This is a genomic window from Streptomyces sp. NPDC000348 (assembly GCF_042898795.1).
In the GTDB taxonomy this organism is placed as follows: Bacteria; Actinomycetota; Actinomycetes; order Streptomycetales; family Streptomycetaceae; genus Streptomyces.
Genome location: NZ_JBIAZD010000015.1, coordinates 38,468 through 54,927 on the forward strand (window position 1 = coordinate 38,468; position 16,460 = coordinate 54,927).

The following is a 16,460-nucleotide window of genomic DNA, read 5'->3' on the forward strand; positions in this document are numbered from 1 at the left end:
CCGGCGTGTGAGGACGAGTCCGTTCAGGACGGACGGGAGCCGGGGGCGGCGCCCCCGGTGACGTCAGACCAGGTTGACCGACCGGGCGGAGGTCGCACCGATCTCCGCCGACAGCTCGGCCAGCACCCCGGGGGCCACCGTGTCGTCGACCGTCAGCACCGCGAGCGCCTCGCCGCCGACCGTCGCGCGGGCGACCTGCATGCCGGCGATGTTGATGCCCGCCTCGCCGAGGATGCGGCCCACGGTGCCGACGACACCGGGACGGTCCTCGTAGCGCAGGACGACCATGTGGTCGGCGAGCGCGAGGTCCACGTCGTAGTCGCCGACCGCGACGATCTTCTGGACGTGCTTGGGACCGGCCAGCGTGCCGGAGACCGAGATCTCCTCGCCGCCGGAGAGGGTGCCGCGCACGGTGACGACGTTGCGGTGGTCGGCCGACTCCGAGCTGGTGGTCAGCCGCACCTCGACACCGCGCTCCTGGGCGAACAGCGGGGCGTTGACATAGGACACCGTCTCGTCGACGACGTCCTCGAAGACGCCCTTGAGCGCGGACAGCTCCAGCACCTTCACGTCGTGCTGGGTGATCTCGCCGTACACCTCGACGTCGAGGCGGGCCGCGACCTCACCGGCGAGCGCGGTGAAGATCCGGCCGAGGCGCTCGGCGAGCGGCAGGCCCGGCTTGACGTCCTCGGCGATGACACCGCCCTGCACGTTCACCGCGTCCGGGACCAGCTCACCGGCGAGGGCGAGGCGCACCGAGCGGGCGACGGCGATACCGGCCTTCTCCTGCGCCTCGTCGGTGGAGGCGCCGAGGTGCGGGGTGCAGACGACCTGGTCGAACTCGAACAGCGGGGAGTCGGTGCACGGCTCCTTGGCGTACACGTCCAGGCCGGCGCCGGCGACGCGCCCCTCCTTGAGCGCCGAGTACAGCGCCTCCTCGTCGACGATGCCGCCGCGCGCGGCGTTGACGATGCGCACGCTCGGCTTGACCTTGCGCAGCGCCTCGTCGCCGATCAGGCCGACGGTCTCGGGGGTCTTGGGGAGGTGGACGGTGATGAAGTCCGAGACCTCGAGCAGCTCGTCCAGCGACAGGACCTTGACCCCCATCTGCGCGGCCCGCGCGGGCTGGATGTAGGGGTCGTAGGCGACGACCTTCATGCCGAAGCCGGACATGCGCTGGGCGACCAGCGCGCCGATGCGGCCCAGGCCCACGACGCCGAGGGTCTTCTCGGCGAGCTCGACGCCCGTGTACTTGCTGCGCTTCCACTCGCCGTTCTTCAGCGCGGCGTTGGCCTGCGGGATGTGGCGGGCGGTGGCGAGGATCAGACCGCAGGCGAGCTCGGCGGCGGTCACGATGTTCGAGGTGGGGGCGTTGACGACCATCACGCCGGCCTTGGTGGCGGCGGAGACGTCGACGTTGTCCAGGCCGACGCCGGCGCGGGCGACGACCTTGAGCCTGTTCGCGGCGGCGATCGCCTCGGCGTCGACCTTGGTGGCCGAGCGGATCAGGATCGCGTCCACCTCGGCGATGGCCGGGAGCAGCTCGGCACGGTCCGCGCCGTTGCAGTGGCGGATCTCGAAGTCCGGGCCGAGTGCGTCGACGGTGGCGGGCGACAGCTCTTCAGCGATGAGTACGACGGGTTTCGAGCTCACGTGAGTCCTCACAAGTCCAATGCGGACGGCCGTCCCGACGGCCGCAGGCGGTGAAGAAGTGCTAGCCGCGTGGAAGACGCACGACACTGTGGGCCTGACGCGTTTGTTGTACAGCAGTCTAGTGGCGCGGGGCGGGTCGTCTTGCGCCTCTGCGGATCGATCACCCGGAAGTGGCTGTACGGGCTGGCCAACTGAGTCCAGCCCGTCCGGCGGGGTCCGGGGCGAAGCCCCGCGACGGCGCCCGTCACGCACGGCGCCGTCGCGGGGCGCACGGCTTACGCCTCCTCGTCGACCCAGCTCATGAGCTTGCGCAGCTCCTTGCCGGTGGTCTCAAGGAGGTGCTCGGAGTCCTGCTGCTTGTACTCGTTGTACTTCTTCAGACCGCCGTGGTACTCGTCCATCCAGTTCTTGGCGAAGGTGCCGTCCTGGATCTCGGCGAGGACCTTCTTCATCTCGGCCTTGGTGGCGTCGGTGATGATCCGCGGGCCGGTGACGTAGTCGCCCCACTCGGCGGTCTCGGAGATCGACCAGCGCATCTTCTCCAGGCCGCCCTCGTACATGAGGTCCACGATCAGCTTCAGCTCGTGCAGGCACTCGAAGTAGGCGATCTCCGGCTGGTAGCCCGCCTCGGTCAGCGTCTCGAAGCCCGCCTTGACCAGCGCCGCGGTGCCACCGCACAGGACGGCCTGCTCGCCGAACAGGTCGGTCTCGGTCTCCTCGGTGAAGGTCGTCTTGATGACGCCGGCGCGGGTGCCGCCGATGCCCTTGGCGTACGACAGGGCCAGCGCGAAGGCGCTGCCGGTGGCGTCCTGCTCGACGGCGGCGATGCAGGGAACGCCGCGGCCCTCCTCGTACTGACGGCGCACCAGGTGGCCCGGGCCCTTGGGGGCGACCATGCAGACGTCCACGCCGGCCGGGGGCTTGATGAAGCCGTAGCGGATGTTCAGGCCGTGACCGAAGAACAGCGCGTCGCCGTCCTTCAGGTTGTCCTTGATGTGCTTCTCGTAGACCTCGGCCTGGATCGGGTCCGGGACCAGGATCATGATGACGTCGGCCTCGGCGGCGGCCTCGGACGGGCTCACCACGCGCAGGCCCTGCTCCTCGGCCTTGGCCTTGGACTTGGAGCCCTCGTGCAGACCGACGCGGACGTCGACACCCGAGTCACGCAGCGACAGGGCGTGGGCGTGGCCCTGGCTGCCGTAACCGATGACCGCGACCTTGCGGCCCTGGATGATGGACAGGTCGGCGTCGGCGTCGTAGAACAGCTCGGCCACTGGGTTCTCTCCTTGTGTGCAGGTGTTGCGTCCCACCGTATGCCGGTGGGGGGAAGGGAAGTTTCTCGGTCTCGGCATACGGGCGGCCGGTCGTGTCCCGGCCGCCCGCTCACGGGTCTTACGCCGACCGGTCCAGGGCGCGCAGCGACCGGTCGGTGATGGAACGGGCACCGCGTCCGATCGCGATCGTGCCGGACTGGACGAGCTCCTTGATGCCGAACGGCTCCAGCATCTTGAGCATGGCGGACAGCTTGTCGCTGCTGCCGGTGGCCTCGATGGTCACGGCCTCCGGGGAGACGTCCACGGTCTTGGCGCGGAACAGCTGGACGATCTCGACGATCTGGGAGCGCGTCTCGTTGTCGGCGCGCACCTTCACCAGGACGAGTTCGCGCTGGACGGCCTGCCCGGGTTCGAGCTCGACGATCTTCAGCACGTTGACCAGCTTGTTGAGCTGCTTGGTGACCTGCTCCAGCGGGAACTCCTCGACGCTCACCACGATGGTGATGCGGGAGATGTCGGGGTGCTCGGTGACGCCGACGGCGAGCGAGTCGATGTTGAAGCCGCGGCGGGAGAACAGGGCGGCGATCCGGGCCAGGATGCCGGGGGTGTTCTCCACCAGGACGGAGAGCGTGTGCTTGGACATGATCTGCTTCCTTTACGGCTCTCAGTCGTCTTCGTTGTCGCCGAAGTCGGGGCGGACGTCCCGGGCGGCCATGATCTCGTCGTTGGAGGTGCCGGCGGCGACCATCGGCCACACCATCGCGTCCTCGTGGACGATGAAGTCCACGACGACCGGGCGGTCGTTGACGGAGTTGGCCTCCTCGATGACCTTGTCGAGGTCGGCGGGGTCCTCGCAGCGGATCGCGTAGCAGCCCATGGCCTCCGACAGCTTCACGAAGTCGGGGACGCGGGTGCCCGCGCTCTTCTCGGTGGCGTCGGCTCCGGGACCGGAGTGCAGCACCGTGTTGGAGTAGCGCTGGTTGTAGAAGAGGCTCTGCCACTGGCGGACCATCCCGAGGGCGCCGTTGTTGATGATGGCGACCTTGATCGGGATGTTGTTCAGGGCGCAGGTGGTGAGCTCCTGGTTGGTCATCTGGAAGCAGCCGTCGCCGTCGATCGCCCAGACGGCGCGGTCGGGGGCGCCCGCCTTGGCGCCCATCGCGGCCGGGACCGAGTAGCCCATGGTTCCGGCCCCGCCGGAGTTCAGCCAGGTGGCGGGCTTCTCGTACTGGATGAACTGGGCGGCCCACATCTGGTGCTGGCCGACGCCCGCCGTGAAGATCGTGCCCTCGGGCGCCAGCTGTCCGATGCGCTCGATGACCTGCTGCGGGGAGAGCGAGCCGTCGTCGGGCTGGTCGTAGCCGAGCGGATAGGTCTCGCGCCAGCGGTTCAGGTCGTTCCACCAGGCGGTGTAGTCGCCCTTGTGGCCCTCGGCGTGCTCCTTCTGGACGGCCTGGATGAGGTCGGCGAGGACCTCGCGGGCGTCACCGACGATCGGCACGTCGGCGGCGCGGTTCTTGCCGATCTCGGCCGGGTCGATGTCGGCGTGGACGATCTTGGCGTACGGGGCGAAGCTGTCCAGCTTGCCGGTGACGCGGTCGTCGAAGCGGGCTCCGAGGGCGACGATCAGGTCGGCCTTCTGCAGCGCGGTGACGGCGGTGACCGCACCGTGCATGCCCGGCATTCCCACGTGCAGCGGGTGGCTGTCGGGGAACGCGCCGAGCGCCATCAGGGTGGTGGTGACGGGCGCTCCGGTGAGTTCGGCGAGCATCTTCAGTTCGGCGGTGGCCCGCGCCTTGAGGACGCCGCCGCCGACGTAGAGGACCGGCCGCCTGGCGGCGGTGATCAGCTTGGCGGCCTCGCGGATCTGCTTGGCGTGCGGCTTGGTGACGGGCCGGTAGCCGGGCAGGTCCATGGTGGGCGGCCAGGAGAAGGTGGTCTTCGCCTGGAGGATGTCCTTGGGGATGTCGACCAGGACCGGTCCCGGGCGGCCGGTGGAGGCGATGTGGAACGCCTGGGCGATCGCCCGGGGGATGTCCTCCGCCTTGGTGACCAGGAAGCTGTGCTTGGTGATCGGCATGGTGATGCCGACGATGTCCGCCTCCTGGAAGGCGTCCGTGCCGATCGCCTTGGACACGACCTGCCCGGTGATCGCGACCAGCGGCACGGAGTCCATGTGCGCGTCCGCGATCGGGGTGACCAGGTTGGTGGCGCCCGGACCGGACGTCGCCATGCACACCCCGACCTTGCCGGTGGCCTGGGCGTAACCGGTGGCCGCGTGGCCGGCGCCCTGCTCGTGACGGACCAGCACGTGGCGCACCCGCGTGGAGTCCATCAGGGGGTCGTACGCCGGCAGGATGGTGCCGCCGGGAATGCCGAATACCGTGTCGGCGCCGACCTCCTCGAGAGAGCGAATGAGGGACTGTGCGCCCGTGACGTGCTCGACGGGGGCGGACTGTCCTCCGGATCGGGGCCGGGGCTGCGGGTGATGGGCCCCGGTGGCCTGCTCGGTCATCGGCATTCTCTTCTCGATGCTGAGGGTTTTTGCGAAGTTCGTGCGGGTTACGCGTGCTGCTCGGCGGGTGCCTGTGCAACAAAAAACCCCTCGTGCCGTAAGGCAAGCGAGGGGAGCGCGCCGGGTGGAGGTCGCTGAGCGGTGGAGGCTCAGCGTCAGCCGACGCGCTTTCCAAGTACGAGAATTCGGGTGCGCATGGCACTGACCCTCCACCCGGCGCGCACCCAGTGTCAAGTGGGTGGGACGGGAGTCTCATTATGTGAGCGCAGTGCCGTACCGCCCTGGAACACGGTGGTCACTCCGGTGGAATACACCCCGGAGCCCCCGCCGACGAACACGGGTTCGGCCGGCTTGGGCGGCACCGGGTAGTGCCCGGCGGCCAGCGCCCTGCGCAGCCGGTACTCGTCCAGCGGCCCGGAGAAGGCCTTGCCCTGCCCGTGCGTGCAGCCCATCGCGCGCAGGGCCGCGACCTGCTCGGGCAGATCCACGCCGTCGGCCACGGACTGCATCCCGAGGTCGGAGGCGATCCGCAGCAGGCCGCTGGTGATCTTGTGCAGCCGCGCGGACTCCACCACGCCGTCGATCAGGCCCCGGTCGAGCTTCAGTACGTCGACGGGGAGCCGTCTGAGGGCCGTGATCGCCGCGGGTCCGCTGCCGAAGCCGTCGAGCACGATCCGGACGCCGAGCCGCTTGAGCACGGTCAGCCGGCGCTCCAGCTCCTCGAGCGACGTCCTGGGGTCGGTGTCGGCCAGCTCGACGATCAGGGAGCCGGACGGCAGCCCGTGCCGGGTCAGCAGGGCCTCGATCGAGCCCAGGGGCAGTGACCGGTCCAGCAGCCGGTGCGCGCTCAGCCGGACGGCCACCGGGACGGGCAGACCGGTCGCGTGCCGTTCGGCGGCCTGTTCGACGGCCTCCTCCAGCACCCAGCGGCCCAGCTCGGCGGTCTTCTCGCTGTCCTCGGCCACGCGCAGGAACTCCGCGGGGGTGAAGAGCACTCCCTGGGAGGAGCGCCAGCGCGCCTGGGCGCAGACCGAGGTGATCCGGCCGTCCTCCAGGGACACCACCGGCTGGTGCAGCAGGGCGAACTCGCCGTGGTGCAGCGCCGCGCGCAGCCGGGTGGCCAGCTCCGCCCTGCGCACCACGTCCTGCTGCATCTGCGGCTGGTACAGCTCCACCCGGCCCTTGCCGGCGGCCTTGGCCCGGTACATGGCGAGGTCGGCGTTGCGCAGCAGTTCGCCCGCGCCGAGGCCGGGTTCGGCGAAGGCCACGCCGATGGAGGCGTTGACGCGGACATCGTTGCCGTCGATGACGTAGGGCTGGGAGAGGGTCGCCCGCAGGCGGTCGGCGAGCTCCAGGATGTGCCGCTCGCGGGCGTCCCGGTCGCGGACGCCGTCCCCGACGATCAGGGCCGCGAACTCGTCGCCGCCCAGGCGGGAGGCGGTGTCGCCCTTGCGGACCGCGTCCTGGAGTCTGCGGGCGGCCTGGACGAGGAGCTCGTCGCCGGCCTGGTGCCCGATGGTGTCGTTGACGCCCTTGAAGCCGTCGAGGTCGATGAAGAGCACGGCGGTGCCCCTGAGGGCGGCCCCCCGGTCCGAGGCGCGACGGCCGGACAGGGCCTGCTGGACGCGCCGGGTGAACAGGGCGCGGTTGGGCAGGTCGGTCAGCGGGTCGTGCTCCGCGTTGTGCTGGAGCTGTGCCTGGAGCCGCACCCGTTCGGTCACGTCACGGCTGTTGAAGATCAGGCCGCCGTGGTGCCGGTTGACGGTCGACTCGACGTTCAGCCAGCCGCCGTCGCCGGAGCGGAAGCGGCACTCGATGCGGGTGGTGGGTTCCTCGACCGGGCCGGCGGCGAGGAAGCGGCGCACCTCGTGCACGACACGGCCCAGGTCCTCCGGGTGGATGAGACCGGCCAGTTCGGTCCCCTCCAGTTCCTCCGCGGGTCTGCCGTACACCCCCGCGGCGGCCGGGGAGACGTAGCGGAGGATGCCGCTGGGGGCGGCGATCATGATGACGTCGCTGGAGCCCTGCACCAGGGAGCGGAAGTGGTTCTCCTTCTGCGCCAGTTCCTGGGTGAGGGTGATGTTGTCGAGCAGCATGATGCCCTGGCGCACGACGAGCGCGAGCACCACGGTGCCCCCGGTGAACAGCACGACGCGGTCGACGCTGCGGCCGTTGAGGACGTTGTAGAGGATCCCCAGGGTGCACACGGCCGCGGCGAGGTACGGCGTGAGCGCGGCGAGGGAACCGGCGATGGGCCGGGAGAGCGGGTACCGGCCGTGCTCGCCGGGCGGCGGCCCGTGGTGGTGGTCCGGCGCGCCGCGCCGCCCGGGCAGGTGCTCGCGGACCACGCGCGTGTGCCCCTCCCGCTCGGGCCGTCCGCCGCGGGGCGCGGTCCAGGGGGCGTACGCCAGGAGCAGCGAGCCGGCGAACCAGCCCGCGTCGAGCAGCTGTCCGGAGCGGTAGCCGGCGTGCAGCAGCGGGGAGGTGAACAGGGCGTCGCACATCACGGTCAGCGCGAGCGCGCCGATCGCGGTGTTGACCGCGGACCGGTTGACCGCCGAGCGCCGGAAGTGCAGCGCGAGCACCATGCTGACCAGGGCGATGTCGAGCAGCGGGTACGCCAGGGACAGCGCGGTGTGCGCGACGCCCGGCCCCTCGGCCTGCGCGGCCTGGGCGAGCGCGAGGCTCCACGCGAGGGTGAGCAGGGAGCCGCCGATCAGCCAGGCGTCCAGGGCGAGACAGACCCAGCCGGCCTTGGTGACGGGCCGTTTGGCGAGCACCAGCAGTCCCACGATGGCGGGCGGCGCGAAGCACAGGAAGAACAGGTCGGCGTAGCTGGGGCTGGGCACGGGAAGCCCGAGGACCACCTCGTACCACCCCCAGACCAGATTGCCCAGGGAGGCCATGGCCGAGGAGAGGCCGAACATCAGCCAGGCGGGTCGGAACCGGGTGCGGGGGCTGCGGGCGTAGACGAAACAGGACACGGCGGCGGCACCGGCCGCGGCGCTCAGTCCGAAGTCGCCCATGATCAGCGCGAGATGTTCCGAGCCCCAGCCGAACGCGGCGCCGACGGCGTAGGCCGCGCAGACCAGCGCCAGGACGAGTTGGGCGACCGGACCGGGCCGGCGGCCGGCGGCCGGGGCGCCGGCCGGCAGCGCCGTCGGCGCGGGCTGCTGCCGCAGTGCCCCGTCGAGCGTGGAGGTGGAGGTCGGTGCACTCACCGGTACCTCCCGGTCCGCTCCGCTCCCGGGCCCTTCGGCTCCCGGTGCACCGGGTGGGCACGCCCGCGGCGGTGACGGCCGAAGCCGTCGTGGGGGCCGCCGGGCCGGATGTGGTGGCCGCCGTGGTGACCGCGGCCGCGCGCGGCCGCGCGCCACGCTCGTCGCCGACGGCTCCGCCGCGTCGGATCGCTCGTCCTCAGGCCGTGCATCGCCCGTCGCCCCCCTCACTGTCCGCAGTGTCCTGCCCCCGCGCCGTTGGTCAGCGGCGCAGCCCCTGTCGGGACGATACACCAGTGTCGTCACTCAGGGACATAGGTTCTCTACGCTCCGTAACGATCAATCGATATATGAGTACCCACCGCGCCCGGAGAAACGCAGACGGTACTCGAAGCGGACTACGAGGTTTCCGCTCCCGTCACCAGGATCACGTTGTCGAGCTCCTCCCGGTTCAGGTGACGGCGCAACTGATGGACCAGCAAACGCTCGGCGCGCGGCCGGAAGGCGGAGGTGGGTCCGCCGACGTGCGGGCTGATGAGGACGCCCGGCGCCCGCCACAGGGGGTGTTCCGAGGGCAGCGGTTCGGGATTGGTGACGTCGAGGGCCGCGGTGATACGGCCGCTCTCCAGCTCGGTGAGCAGCGCCTCGGTGTCGACGACACCGCCGCGGGCCACGTTCACCAGCAGGGCGCCGTCCTTCATCCGGGCCAGGAATCCGGCGTCCACGAGGTGCCGGGTGGTCTCGGTCAGCGGCGTGGACAGGACGACGACGTCCGCCTCCGGGAGCAGGGCGGGCAGTTCGGTGAGCGGGTGCACCGGTCCGCGCTCCGTGGTGCGTGCGGAGCGCGCGACGCGCGCCACCCGCGCGAGCTCGAACGGAACGAGCCGGTCCTCGATGGCCGCGCCGATCGAGCCGTACCCCACGATGAGCACGTTCTTGTCGGCGAGCGCGGGCCGGAACCCGCCGCGCCACTCCCCCTTGTCCTGCGCCCGCACGAAGTCGGGGATGCCGCGCAGGGAGGCCAGGATCAGCGCGAGCGCGAGCTCTGCGGTGCTGGCCTCGTGCACGCCGCGCGCGTTGCACAGCCGCACGCCGGTGGGCAGGTCCTTCAGACCGGCCTCCACGTGGTCGGTGCCGGCCGACAGGGTCTGCACGACGCGGACGGAGCGCATCAGCGGCAGCGGGCGCACACCGACCCCGGCGGGCTTCATGTAGGGCACGACGTAGAAGGCGCAGTCGGCCGGATCGGCGGGGAACTCCTCACCGCCGTCCCAGAAACGGTAGTGCGGCCCCTCGGGAAGGCCCTCGATCTCGTCCGGCGGGATGGGAAGCCATACGTCAGCAGCAGTCATGGTCCGGAGGCTAGTTCAGGGGCGCGGGAGCGCAGAGGTTAGGTTGGGGGGCCGGAGAGGGAGGGTCACGACCAGGTGGAGCGCAGGACGATCGGCGCGGGGGCGCTCTCGGTGGGCGCCGTCGGACTCGGGTGCATGCCGATGAGCTGGGCCTACAGCACGTCCCGGCAGCGCGGCGAGGAGTCGCTCAGGGCGGTGCACCGGGCGCTGGACGCCGGCTCGACGCTCCTGGACACCGCCGACATGTACGGCCCGTTCACCAACGAGCTGCTGCTCGGGCGGGTGTTGAAGGAGCGGCGCTCCGAGGCCTTCGTGTCCACGAAGGTCGGGCTGCTCGTGGGCGACCAGCACATCGTGGCCAACGGCCGCCCCGGGTACGTGCGGAGGGCCTGCGACGCGTCGCTGCGCCGGCTCCAGACCGATGTCATCGACCTCTACCAGCTGCACCGCGCCGACCCGGAGGTCCCGGTCGAGGAGACCTGGGGTGCGATGGCCGAGCTCGTACGGGCCGGAAAGGTACGGGCGCTCGGGCTGTGCGCGGTGGGGGCGCGCTCGGCGCGGCGGCCGGGGGCGCGGCTGTACGACGCGACGATCCGGCAGCTGGAACGGGTGCAGCAGGTCTTTCCGGTGAGCGCGGTGGAGGCGGAGCTGTCGGTGTGGTCGCCGGAGGCGCTCCGGGCGCTGCTGCCGTGGTGCGCGTCGCGGGGGATCGGCTTCCTGGCGGCGATGCCGCTGGGAAACGGCTTCCTGACCGGGACGCTGACGCCCGGCGTGGGCTTCGAGGCGGACGACCTGCGTGCCCGGCATCCCCGCTTCACGGCCGAGATGATGGCCGCGAACCAGCCGATCGTGGCCGGCCTGCGCCGCGTCGCCCGCCGGCACGGCGAGCACGTCACCCCGGCGCAGGTGGCGCTGGCCTGGGTGCTGAGCCGGGGCGGCCAGGTGATCCCGGTCCCCGGCGCCAAGCGGGAGCGGTGGGTCGCGGAGAACGCGGCCGCGGTGGACCTGCGCCTGACCGAACGCGACCTCGCGGAGATCGCCGGACTGCCCGCGGCACAGGGGTCGTGGGACTGAGCGACGGGCCGGCGGCGGCGATCCTGCGGTCCGGGGTTCCGCGATCGGGAACTTCGGGAGCACGAGCGGGGTATGACAGGTAGGACCCCGCCGCGTCGAAGGGACGAGATCGTGGAACGACGAGCCGTGACGGCCGTGCTGGCCGCCGCCGCGCTCCTGCTGGCCGCCGGCTGCTCCTCCGACGACGGAGGATCGCCGGGTTCGGACGGCAGCACCTCCCCGGCCGGTACGGCGGCGGCGTCGTCGCCGCCGAGGGGGACCGCGGAGGAGACACCGCCCGCGAAGGGCTCGGTGAAGGTGGTCCGCACGGTGACCACGGGCCTGGACTCTCCCTGGGGCCTGGCCCCGCTGGCCGACGGCGATCTGCTGGTCTCCTCCCGGGACGAGGCGACGATCACCCGGGTCGACGGGAAGACCGGCGGGAAGACCGAGCTGGGCGAGGTGCCCGGGGTGTCGCCGTCCGGCGAGGGCGGCCTGCTCGGCATCGCCCTCTCCCCCGAGTACGCCTCGGACCGCATGATCTACGCGTACTTCACCTCGGCCTCCGACAACCGCATCGTCCGCATGATCTACGACGAGGGGAAGCCGGCCGGTGAGCAGCTGGGCGCGCCGGACACGGTCTTCCGGGGCATCCCCAAGGGCGAGATCCACAACGGCGGCCGGATCGCCTTCGGCCCGGACAGGATGCTGTACGCGGGCACGGGCGAGAGCGGTGACACGGGTCTGTCCCAGGACAAGGAGTCCCTGGGCGGCAAGATCCTGCGGCTGACCCCGGAGGGCGAGCCGGCCCCGGGCAACCCGTTCCCCGACTCCGCGGTGTACTCGTACGGCCACCGCAATGTGCAGGGCCTGGCGTGGGACGGCAGGCAGCGGCTGTTCGCCTCGGAATTCGGCCAGAACACCTGGGACGAGCTGAACGCGATCAGGCCGGGCGACAACTACGGCTGGCCGGAGGCGGAGGGCGAGTCGGACGAGGGCGGCTTCCACGACCCGGTCGAGCAGTGGAGCACCGACGAGGCCTCCCCCAGCGGTATCGCCCACGCCGAGGGCTCGGTCTGGATGGCGGGACTGCGCGGCGAGCGGCTGTGGCGCATCCCGCTCAAGGGCACCGAGGCCTCGGCGGACCCGCAGGCGTTCCTGGAGGGCGAGTACGGCCGGCTGCGCACGGTGGTGGCGGCGGGTGGCGACAAGCTGTGGCTGGTCACCAGCAACACGGACGGGCGCGGCAACCCCGAGAAGGGGGACGACCGGATCCTGGAGCTGGAGGTGGGCTAGCCGCTCATTCCGCCTCGGGCTCCTCCTCCGGCGCCGCCGGCGGGCGTACGGTGACCTTTCCGGAGGCGAGGTCCATCGGTCCGCGTCCGGGGCCGGCGTCACCGACGTCCTCCCGGGTCACTTCCAGCCGGTTCCGTTCGTCGCGGGTGTGTGTGCGGCCGGGGGCGAACAGTTCCTCGAAGGCGCTGAACACCGCTCCCCTTCCCGAGGGCGCATGGGTCGTACGCCTATGGTCCCACCGTCGGCCGTGCACCCGTCTCCGCCGCGAACAGACCGAGCCGATGCGCCACCGCCGCCGCCTCGCCCCGTCCGGAGACGCCCAGCTTGGCGAGGATGTTGGAGACGTGGACGCTGGCCGTCTTCGGGGAGATGAACAGTTCCTCGGCGATACGGCGGTTGGTGCGGCCGGCGGCCACCAGGCGCAGCACGTCGCGCTCCCGGCTGGTGAGGCCGAGCGCGTCGGCCGGGTCGGCGGGGGCCGGGGCGCGGGAGGCGGGGGGCAGGGGGAGGCGTGCGCGCTGCGCCAGCAGCGTGGCGGACCGGGCCAGCGGTGCGGCGCCGAGGTGGTCGGCGACGGCGGTCACCAGCCGCAGCAGCTCCGTGGCGCGGGCGCGCTCGTCGTCGCCCGCGCCGGTGGCGAGCAGCGCCTCGGCGAGCCGGAACCGGACGCGTGCGAGGTCGTAGGGCCGCTCCAGTGGTTCGACCGCCGCGACGGCCGCGGACCACGCGTCCGGTTCCGGCTCGCCCTCGGCGCGCAGCAGCTCGGCGCGCAGCCACAGGCCGTACGCCTTCCACACCGGTACGCCGGCCGCCAGGGTCTTGGCCGCCCGGCGGATCCGCTCCAGGATCTCCGGGCGGCCCGGAGCGGCCGCCGGGTCGCCGTGGGCGTCCGCCTCCACGGTCGTGGCGGCGAGCAGCAGGGGCCAGCCGTAGCGCTGGGTGCCGGGCGGGAGTCCGGTGTCCAGGGCGTCGAGCAGTTCGGCCCGGGCGTCGGTCAGGCGGCCCTCGGCGGCGGCGATGCCGAGGGCGACCCATTTCATGGGGAGGGCGTACTGCGGCATCGGGTCGTGGGTGCCGAAGAAGGCGCGGGCCTCGGCGAGTCTGCGGGCCGCCTCGGCCAGGTCCCCCCGGTCGTACGCGAGGTACGCCAGGCGCATCGAGCCCCCGGCGCGGGGCTTGGCGCTCTGTTCGAGGCGCTGGGCGTTGGCCGCGGCGCGGGCCGCCTCGTCCCAGCGGCCGAGGGAGTGGAGGGACTCGGCGAGGTTGCCCCACACCCAGCCCTCGGAGTCCGGCAGCCCGAGCCCGCGGGTGACGTGGACGCCCTCCCGGAGGAGCCCTGCGGCCTCCTCGGAGCGGCCGACGCCTTCGAGGACGGAGGGGAGGTTCACATGGGCGCGGGCCACCACCATGTCCACGCCCAGTTCGGTCGCCCGGTCCTTGACCGCGTACATCTCGGCGAGTCCGGTGTCGATGTCGCCGGCGTCGACCATGAGGCCGCCGAGGGTGAGCCGGGCGTTGAGCTCGATGTCGGGGGCGCCGACCATGCGGGCGTACTCGACGGCGCGTTCGGCGGCGGCCATGGCCTCCGGGCCGGGTTCGTGCAGCATGGACCAGTTGGCGGCGGAGGCGAGGACCTCGGCGTGCACCTCGGACGGGGGCAGTCCGCGCACCAGGTCCTGTGCGGTGCCGAGTTCGGCCCAGCCGTCGCCGCGGGCGAGGGACTGGGCGAGGCGGGAGCGCTGCACCCAGAACCAGGCGGCGCGCAGGGGGTCCGGGTCCTCGTCGAGGAGGCGCAGCGCCCGCTTGGTGATCTTCATCGAGCGTTCGCGTTCCCCGCAGAGGCGGCCGGCGACGGCGGCCTCTGCCATCAGGTCGAGGTAGCGCAGCGGCGGCGTCCCGGGGTCGCGGCCGCTGGGGGTCCCCCCACGCCCTTCGGGCAGTGGGGGAGGGTAGACCTCGGCGTGGTCAAGGGGGCGCAGGGTGGCCCGTACGGTGTCGGGGACGGCGTCCCACAGCTCCATCGCCCTTTCCAGAAGGCCCAGTTGCTCGGAGTAGGCGTGGCGCCGGCGGGCCTCGACGGAGGCGTCCAGGACGGCGGGCAGGGCCTTGGCCGCGTCGTGGGCGTGGTACCAGTAGCTGGCCAGACGGGTCACCCGCTCGTCGGCGGGGACCAGGGTGGGGTCGGCCTCCAGGGCCTCGGCGTAGCGGCGGTTGAGGCGGGAGCGCTCGCCGGGCAGCAGGTCGTCGCTGACGGCCTCGCGGACCAGGGAATGGCGGAAGCGGTAGCCGTCCCGGTCGGGTGCGGGAGCGAGGATGCCGGCGTTGACGCCGGCCCGCAGGGCCTCGATGAGGTCGTCCTCGGTGAGCCGGGCGACGGCGGCCAGCAGCCGGTCCTCGACGGTGGAGCCGCCCTCGGCGACGATCCGGGCGACCCGCTGGGCGCTCTCCGGCAGTCCCTCGACACGGACCAGGAGCAGGTCGCGCAGGGAGTCGGTGAGGCCGGTGCAGCAGCCCTCGTCGGCGGCGACGGCGAGTTCCTCGACGAAGAAGGCGTTGCCGTCGGAGCGTTCGAAGATGTCGTCGACGCGGTCGGGGTCGGGTTCGCGGGCCATGATGCCGGCCATCTGCCGGGCGACCTCCTCGCGGTTGAAGCGGCCGAGTTCGACGCGCTGGACCGTGCGGAGCCGGTCGAGTTCGGCGAGGAGGGGGCGCAGGGGGTGGCGGCGGTGGATGTCGTCGGAGCGGTAGGTGGCGAGGACGACGAGGCGGCCGGTGCGCAGGGTGCGGAACAGGTAGGCGAGCAGGTGGCGGGTGGAGGCGTCGGCCCAGTGCAGGTCCTCCAGGACGAGGACGACGGTGTGGTCGGCGGCGACGCGCTCCAGCAGGCGGGCGGTGAGCGCGAAGAGGCGGGCCACGCCCTGTTCGTCGCGGCGGGCCTCGCGGGCGGCGGTGCCGATTTCGGGAAGCAGGCGGGCGAGTTCCTCCTCCTGTCCGGAGGCGGCGGCGGCCAGTTGGTCGGGCAGTTCGCGGCGGAGCTGGCGCAGGGCGGTGGAGAAGGGGGCGAAGGGCAGTCCGTCGGCACCGATCTCCACGCAGCCGCCGAGGGCGACGACCGCGCCGCGGCGGCGGGCCGCGGCGGCGAACTCCTCGACGAGGCGGGTCTTGCCCACGCCGGCCTCGCCTCCGACGAGCAGTGCCTGGGGCTCGGCGGTGGCGCGGGCGAGGGCGGTGTCCAGGGTGTCGAGTTCGGTGCTGCGGCCCACGAACACGGGACTGACGGACTTGGTCTCCACGCGCCTGAGCATCGCATGCTCCTCCGACAACGGGTCACCGGTTTTCCCGGTGCGCGGGGTGGTCCTGCGGACGGGTGCTCGTGGTGGTGATCCGCGTCGGTGCTGGGCGGGGGTGGGTCGCGCGGCCCGGCGCTTGCGGGTGCCGTCGCGCCCACCCGTGCCGCCCTGCGGCACGACCGCCCGCGGGAACGGAGGCGCACGACCGCCCGCGGGAACGGAGGCGCGGGAGCGGCGGTCGACCCCCGTGCGGCCGCCGCCGTGGTGAGGGCTATGCGGCCCGCGCGAAACGGGAGCGGCGACGCGTATGGCTCTCGGCCTCGGTGCCCCGTGCGGCGGCTTCTCGGCGGGCGGTGCGGCGCAGCCGCAGCGCTTCCCGTACCCGGCGCTCGTGCTCCGCGCGGTGGAGAAGCTCGTCGTGACGGAGCTGGTGGAGTGCGTACTCGAACATGGTGCGGTCCCCCGGAGGAGTCGGTGTCGGCCGTCGCTTTCCGCGACGCCTCCACCTTCGGCTCCGGGGCGGGTCCGCCGCATCGGGAGGGTGCCGTATCTTGCGGCCGGCCCGGGGCCTTAGAAGGTGATCCGGCTTCCTAAGGCCCCTGTTGCCGCGCCACCGGCCCCGCCGCCCCGGCGGCGGGCAGCAGCACCACCGGCGGGGCGGCGGGGTCGGCCAGGGAGAACACCGGCGCGGCGATCACGCCCGGGCCGAAGCCGACGGACACCTGGAGCACCGCGCCCTTCCCGCCGGCCTCGCGGGTGAGCGGAAAGCGGGTCGGTGCCCTCGGGCTGGGCCGGATCGGCCGGGCCGT

12 protein-coding genes are annotated in these 16,460 nt (G+C 72.4%); 2 read left to right on the forward strand and 10 right to left on the reverse strand.

All coding sequences use genetic code 11. From position 1 onward, the window contains the following. Positions 1 to 63 precede the first annotated feature (63 nt). The 6 genes from serA to ACFY3N_RS26350 form a co-directional block, all read right to left on the reverse strand. Positions 64 to 1,653 (reverse strand): phosphoglycerate dehydrogenase, encoded by a 1,590-nt coding sequence (gene serA, locus ACFY3N_RS26325; protein WP_390819202.1) that lies wholly within the window; start codon positions 1,651 to 1,653, stop codon positions 64 to 66. A gap of 275 nt (positions 1,654 to 1,928) precedes the next feature. Continuing rightward, positions 1,929 to 2,927: a ketol-acid reductoisomerase gene (ilvC, locus tag ACFY3N_RS26330; protein WP_390819203.1), complete on the reverse strand. Its 999-nt coding sequence runs from the start codon at positions 2,925 to 2,927 to the stop codon at positions 1,929 to 1,931. Positions 2,928 to 3,045: 118 nt separating this feature from the next. Then, the gene (gene ilvN, locus ACFY3N_RS26335; protein WP_030216544.1) at positions 3,046 to 3,570 is read right to left on the reverse strand and encodes an acetolactate synthase small subunit; all 525 of its coding nucleotides are present in this window, start codon (positions 3,568 to 3,570) and stop codon (positions 3,046 to 3,048) included. A 21-nt stretch (positions 3,571 to 3,591) separates the two neighbouring features. Beyond that, entirely contained in the window at positions 3,592 to 5,442 is a 1,851-nt protein-coding gene (locus ACFY3N_RS26340; protein ID WP_390819204.1) for an acetolactate synthase large subunit, read from the reverse strand. A 230-nt stretch (positions 5,443 to 5,672) separates the two neighbouring features. Beyond that, positions 5,673 to 8,663: a putative bifunctional diguanylate cyclase/phosphodiesterase gene (locus ACFY3N_RS26345; protein WP_390819205.1), complete on the reverse strand. Its 2,991-nt coding sequence runs from the start codon at positions 8,661 to 8,663 to the stop codon at positions 5,673 to 5,675. Between the two features lie 395 nt (positions 8,664 to 9,058). After that, positions 9,059 to 10,012 carry a 2-hydroxyacid dehydrogenase gene (locus tag ACFY3N_RS26350; RefSeq protein ID WP_390819206.1) on the reverse strand — a complete coding sequence of 318 codons (954 nt, stop codon included), beginning with the start codon at positions 10,010 to 10,012 and terminating at the stop codon, positions 9,059 to 9,061. 75 nt (positions 10,013 to 10,087) lie between these two features. Between ACFY3N_RS26350 and ACFY3N_RS26355 the strand changes: the two genes are divergently transcribed. Then, positions 10,088 to 11,086 (forward strand): aldo/keto reductase, encoded by a 999-nt coding sequence (locus ACFY3N_RS26355; protein WP_390819207.1) that lies wholly within the window; start codon positions 10,088 to 10,090, stop codon positions 11,084 to 11,086. Between the two features lie 72 nt (positions 11,087 to 11,158). After that, entirely contained in the window at positions 11,159 to 12,361 is a 1,203-nt protein-coding gene (locus ACFY3N_RS26360) for a PQQ-dependent sugar dehydrogenase (protein WP_390819208.1), read from the forward strand. A gap of 4 nt (positions 12,362 to 12,365) precedes the next feature. Here ACFY3N_RS26360 and ACFY3N_RS26365 read toward each other — a convergent pair whose 3' ends face one another. The 4 genes from ACFY3N_RS26365 to ACFY3N_RS26380 form a co-directional block, all read right to left on the reverse strand. After that, a complete protein-coding gene (locus ACFY3N_RS26365; protein WP_390819209.1) occupies positions 12,366 to 12,554 on the reverse strand; it encodes a DUF6191 domain-containing protein in 189 nt (62 codons plus the stop codon). 34 nt (positions 12,555 to 12,588) lie between these two features. After that, positions 12,589 to 15,666, reverse strand: a complete 3,078-nt coding sequence (locus ACFY3N_RS26370; RefSeq protein WP_390819211.1) for an AAA family ATPase — start codon at positions 15,664 to 15,666, stop codon at positions 12,589 to 12,591. A gap of 256 nt (positions 15,667 to 15,922) precedes the next feature. Then, positions 15,923 to 16,102 carry a hypothetical protein gene (locus tag ACFY3N_RS26375; protein WP_390819212.1) on the reverse strand — a complete coding sequence of 60 codons (180 nt, stop codon included), beginning with the start codon at positions 16,100 to 16,102 and terminating at the stop codon, positions 15,923 to 15,925. Positions 16,103 to 16,241: 139 nt separating this feature from the next. Next, on the reverse strand, positions 16,242 to 16,382 hold the full coding sequence (locus ACFY3N_RS26380) for a hypothetical protein (RefSeq protein WP_390819305.1): 141 nt from the start codon (positions 16,380 to 16,382) through the stop codon (positions 16,242 to 16,244). Positions 16,383 to 16,460 lie beyond the last annotated feature (78 nt).

What these genes read in the sequence shown, in the direction of transcription:
- ACFY3N_RS26370 (WP_390819211.1), bottom strand. Translation starts at nt 15,666, where the DNA reads ATGCTCAGGCGCGTGGAGACCAAGTCCGTCAGTCCCGTGTTCGTGGGC.
- ACFY3N_RS26360 (WP_390819208.1), top strand. Translation starts at nt 11,159, where the DNA reads ATGACAGGTAGGACCCCGCCGCGTCGAAGGGACGAGATCGTGGAACGA.
- ilvN (WP_030216544.1), bottom strand. Translation starts at nt 3,570, where the DNA reads ATGTCCAAGCACACGCTCTCCGTCCTGGTGGAGAACACCCCCGGCATC.
- ACFY3N_RS26350 (WP_390819206.1), bottom strand. Translation starts at nt 10,012, where the DNA reads ATGACTGCTGCTGACGTATGGCTTCCCATCCCGCCGGACGAGATCGAG.
- ACFY3N_RS26375 (WP_390819212.1), bottom strand. Translation starts at nt 16,102, where the DNA reads ATGTTCGAGTACGCACTCCACCAGCTCCGTCACGACGAGCTTCTCCAC.
- ACFY3N_RS26340 (WP_390819204.1), bottom strand. Translation starts at nt 5,442, where the DNA reads ATGACCGAGCAGGCCACCGGGGCCCATCACCCGCAGCCCCGGCCCCGA.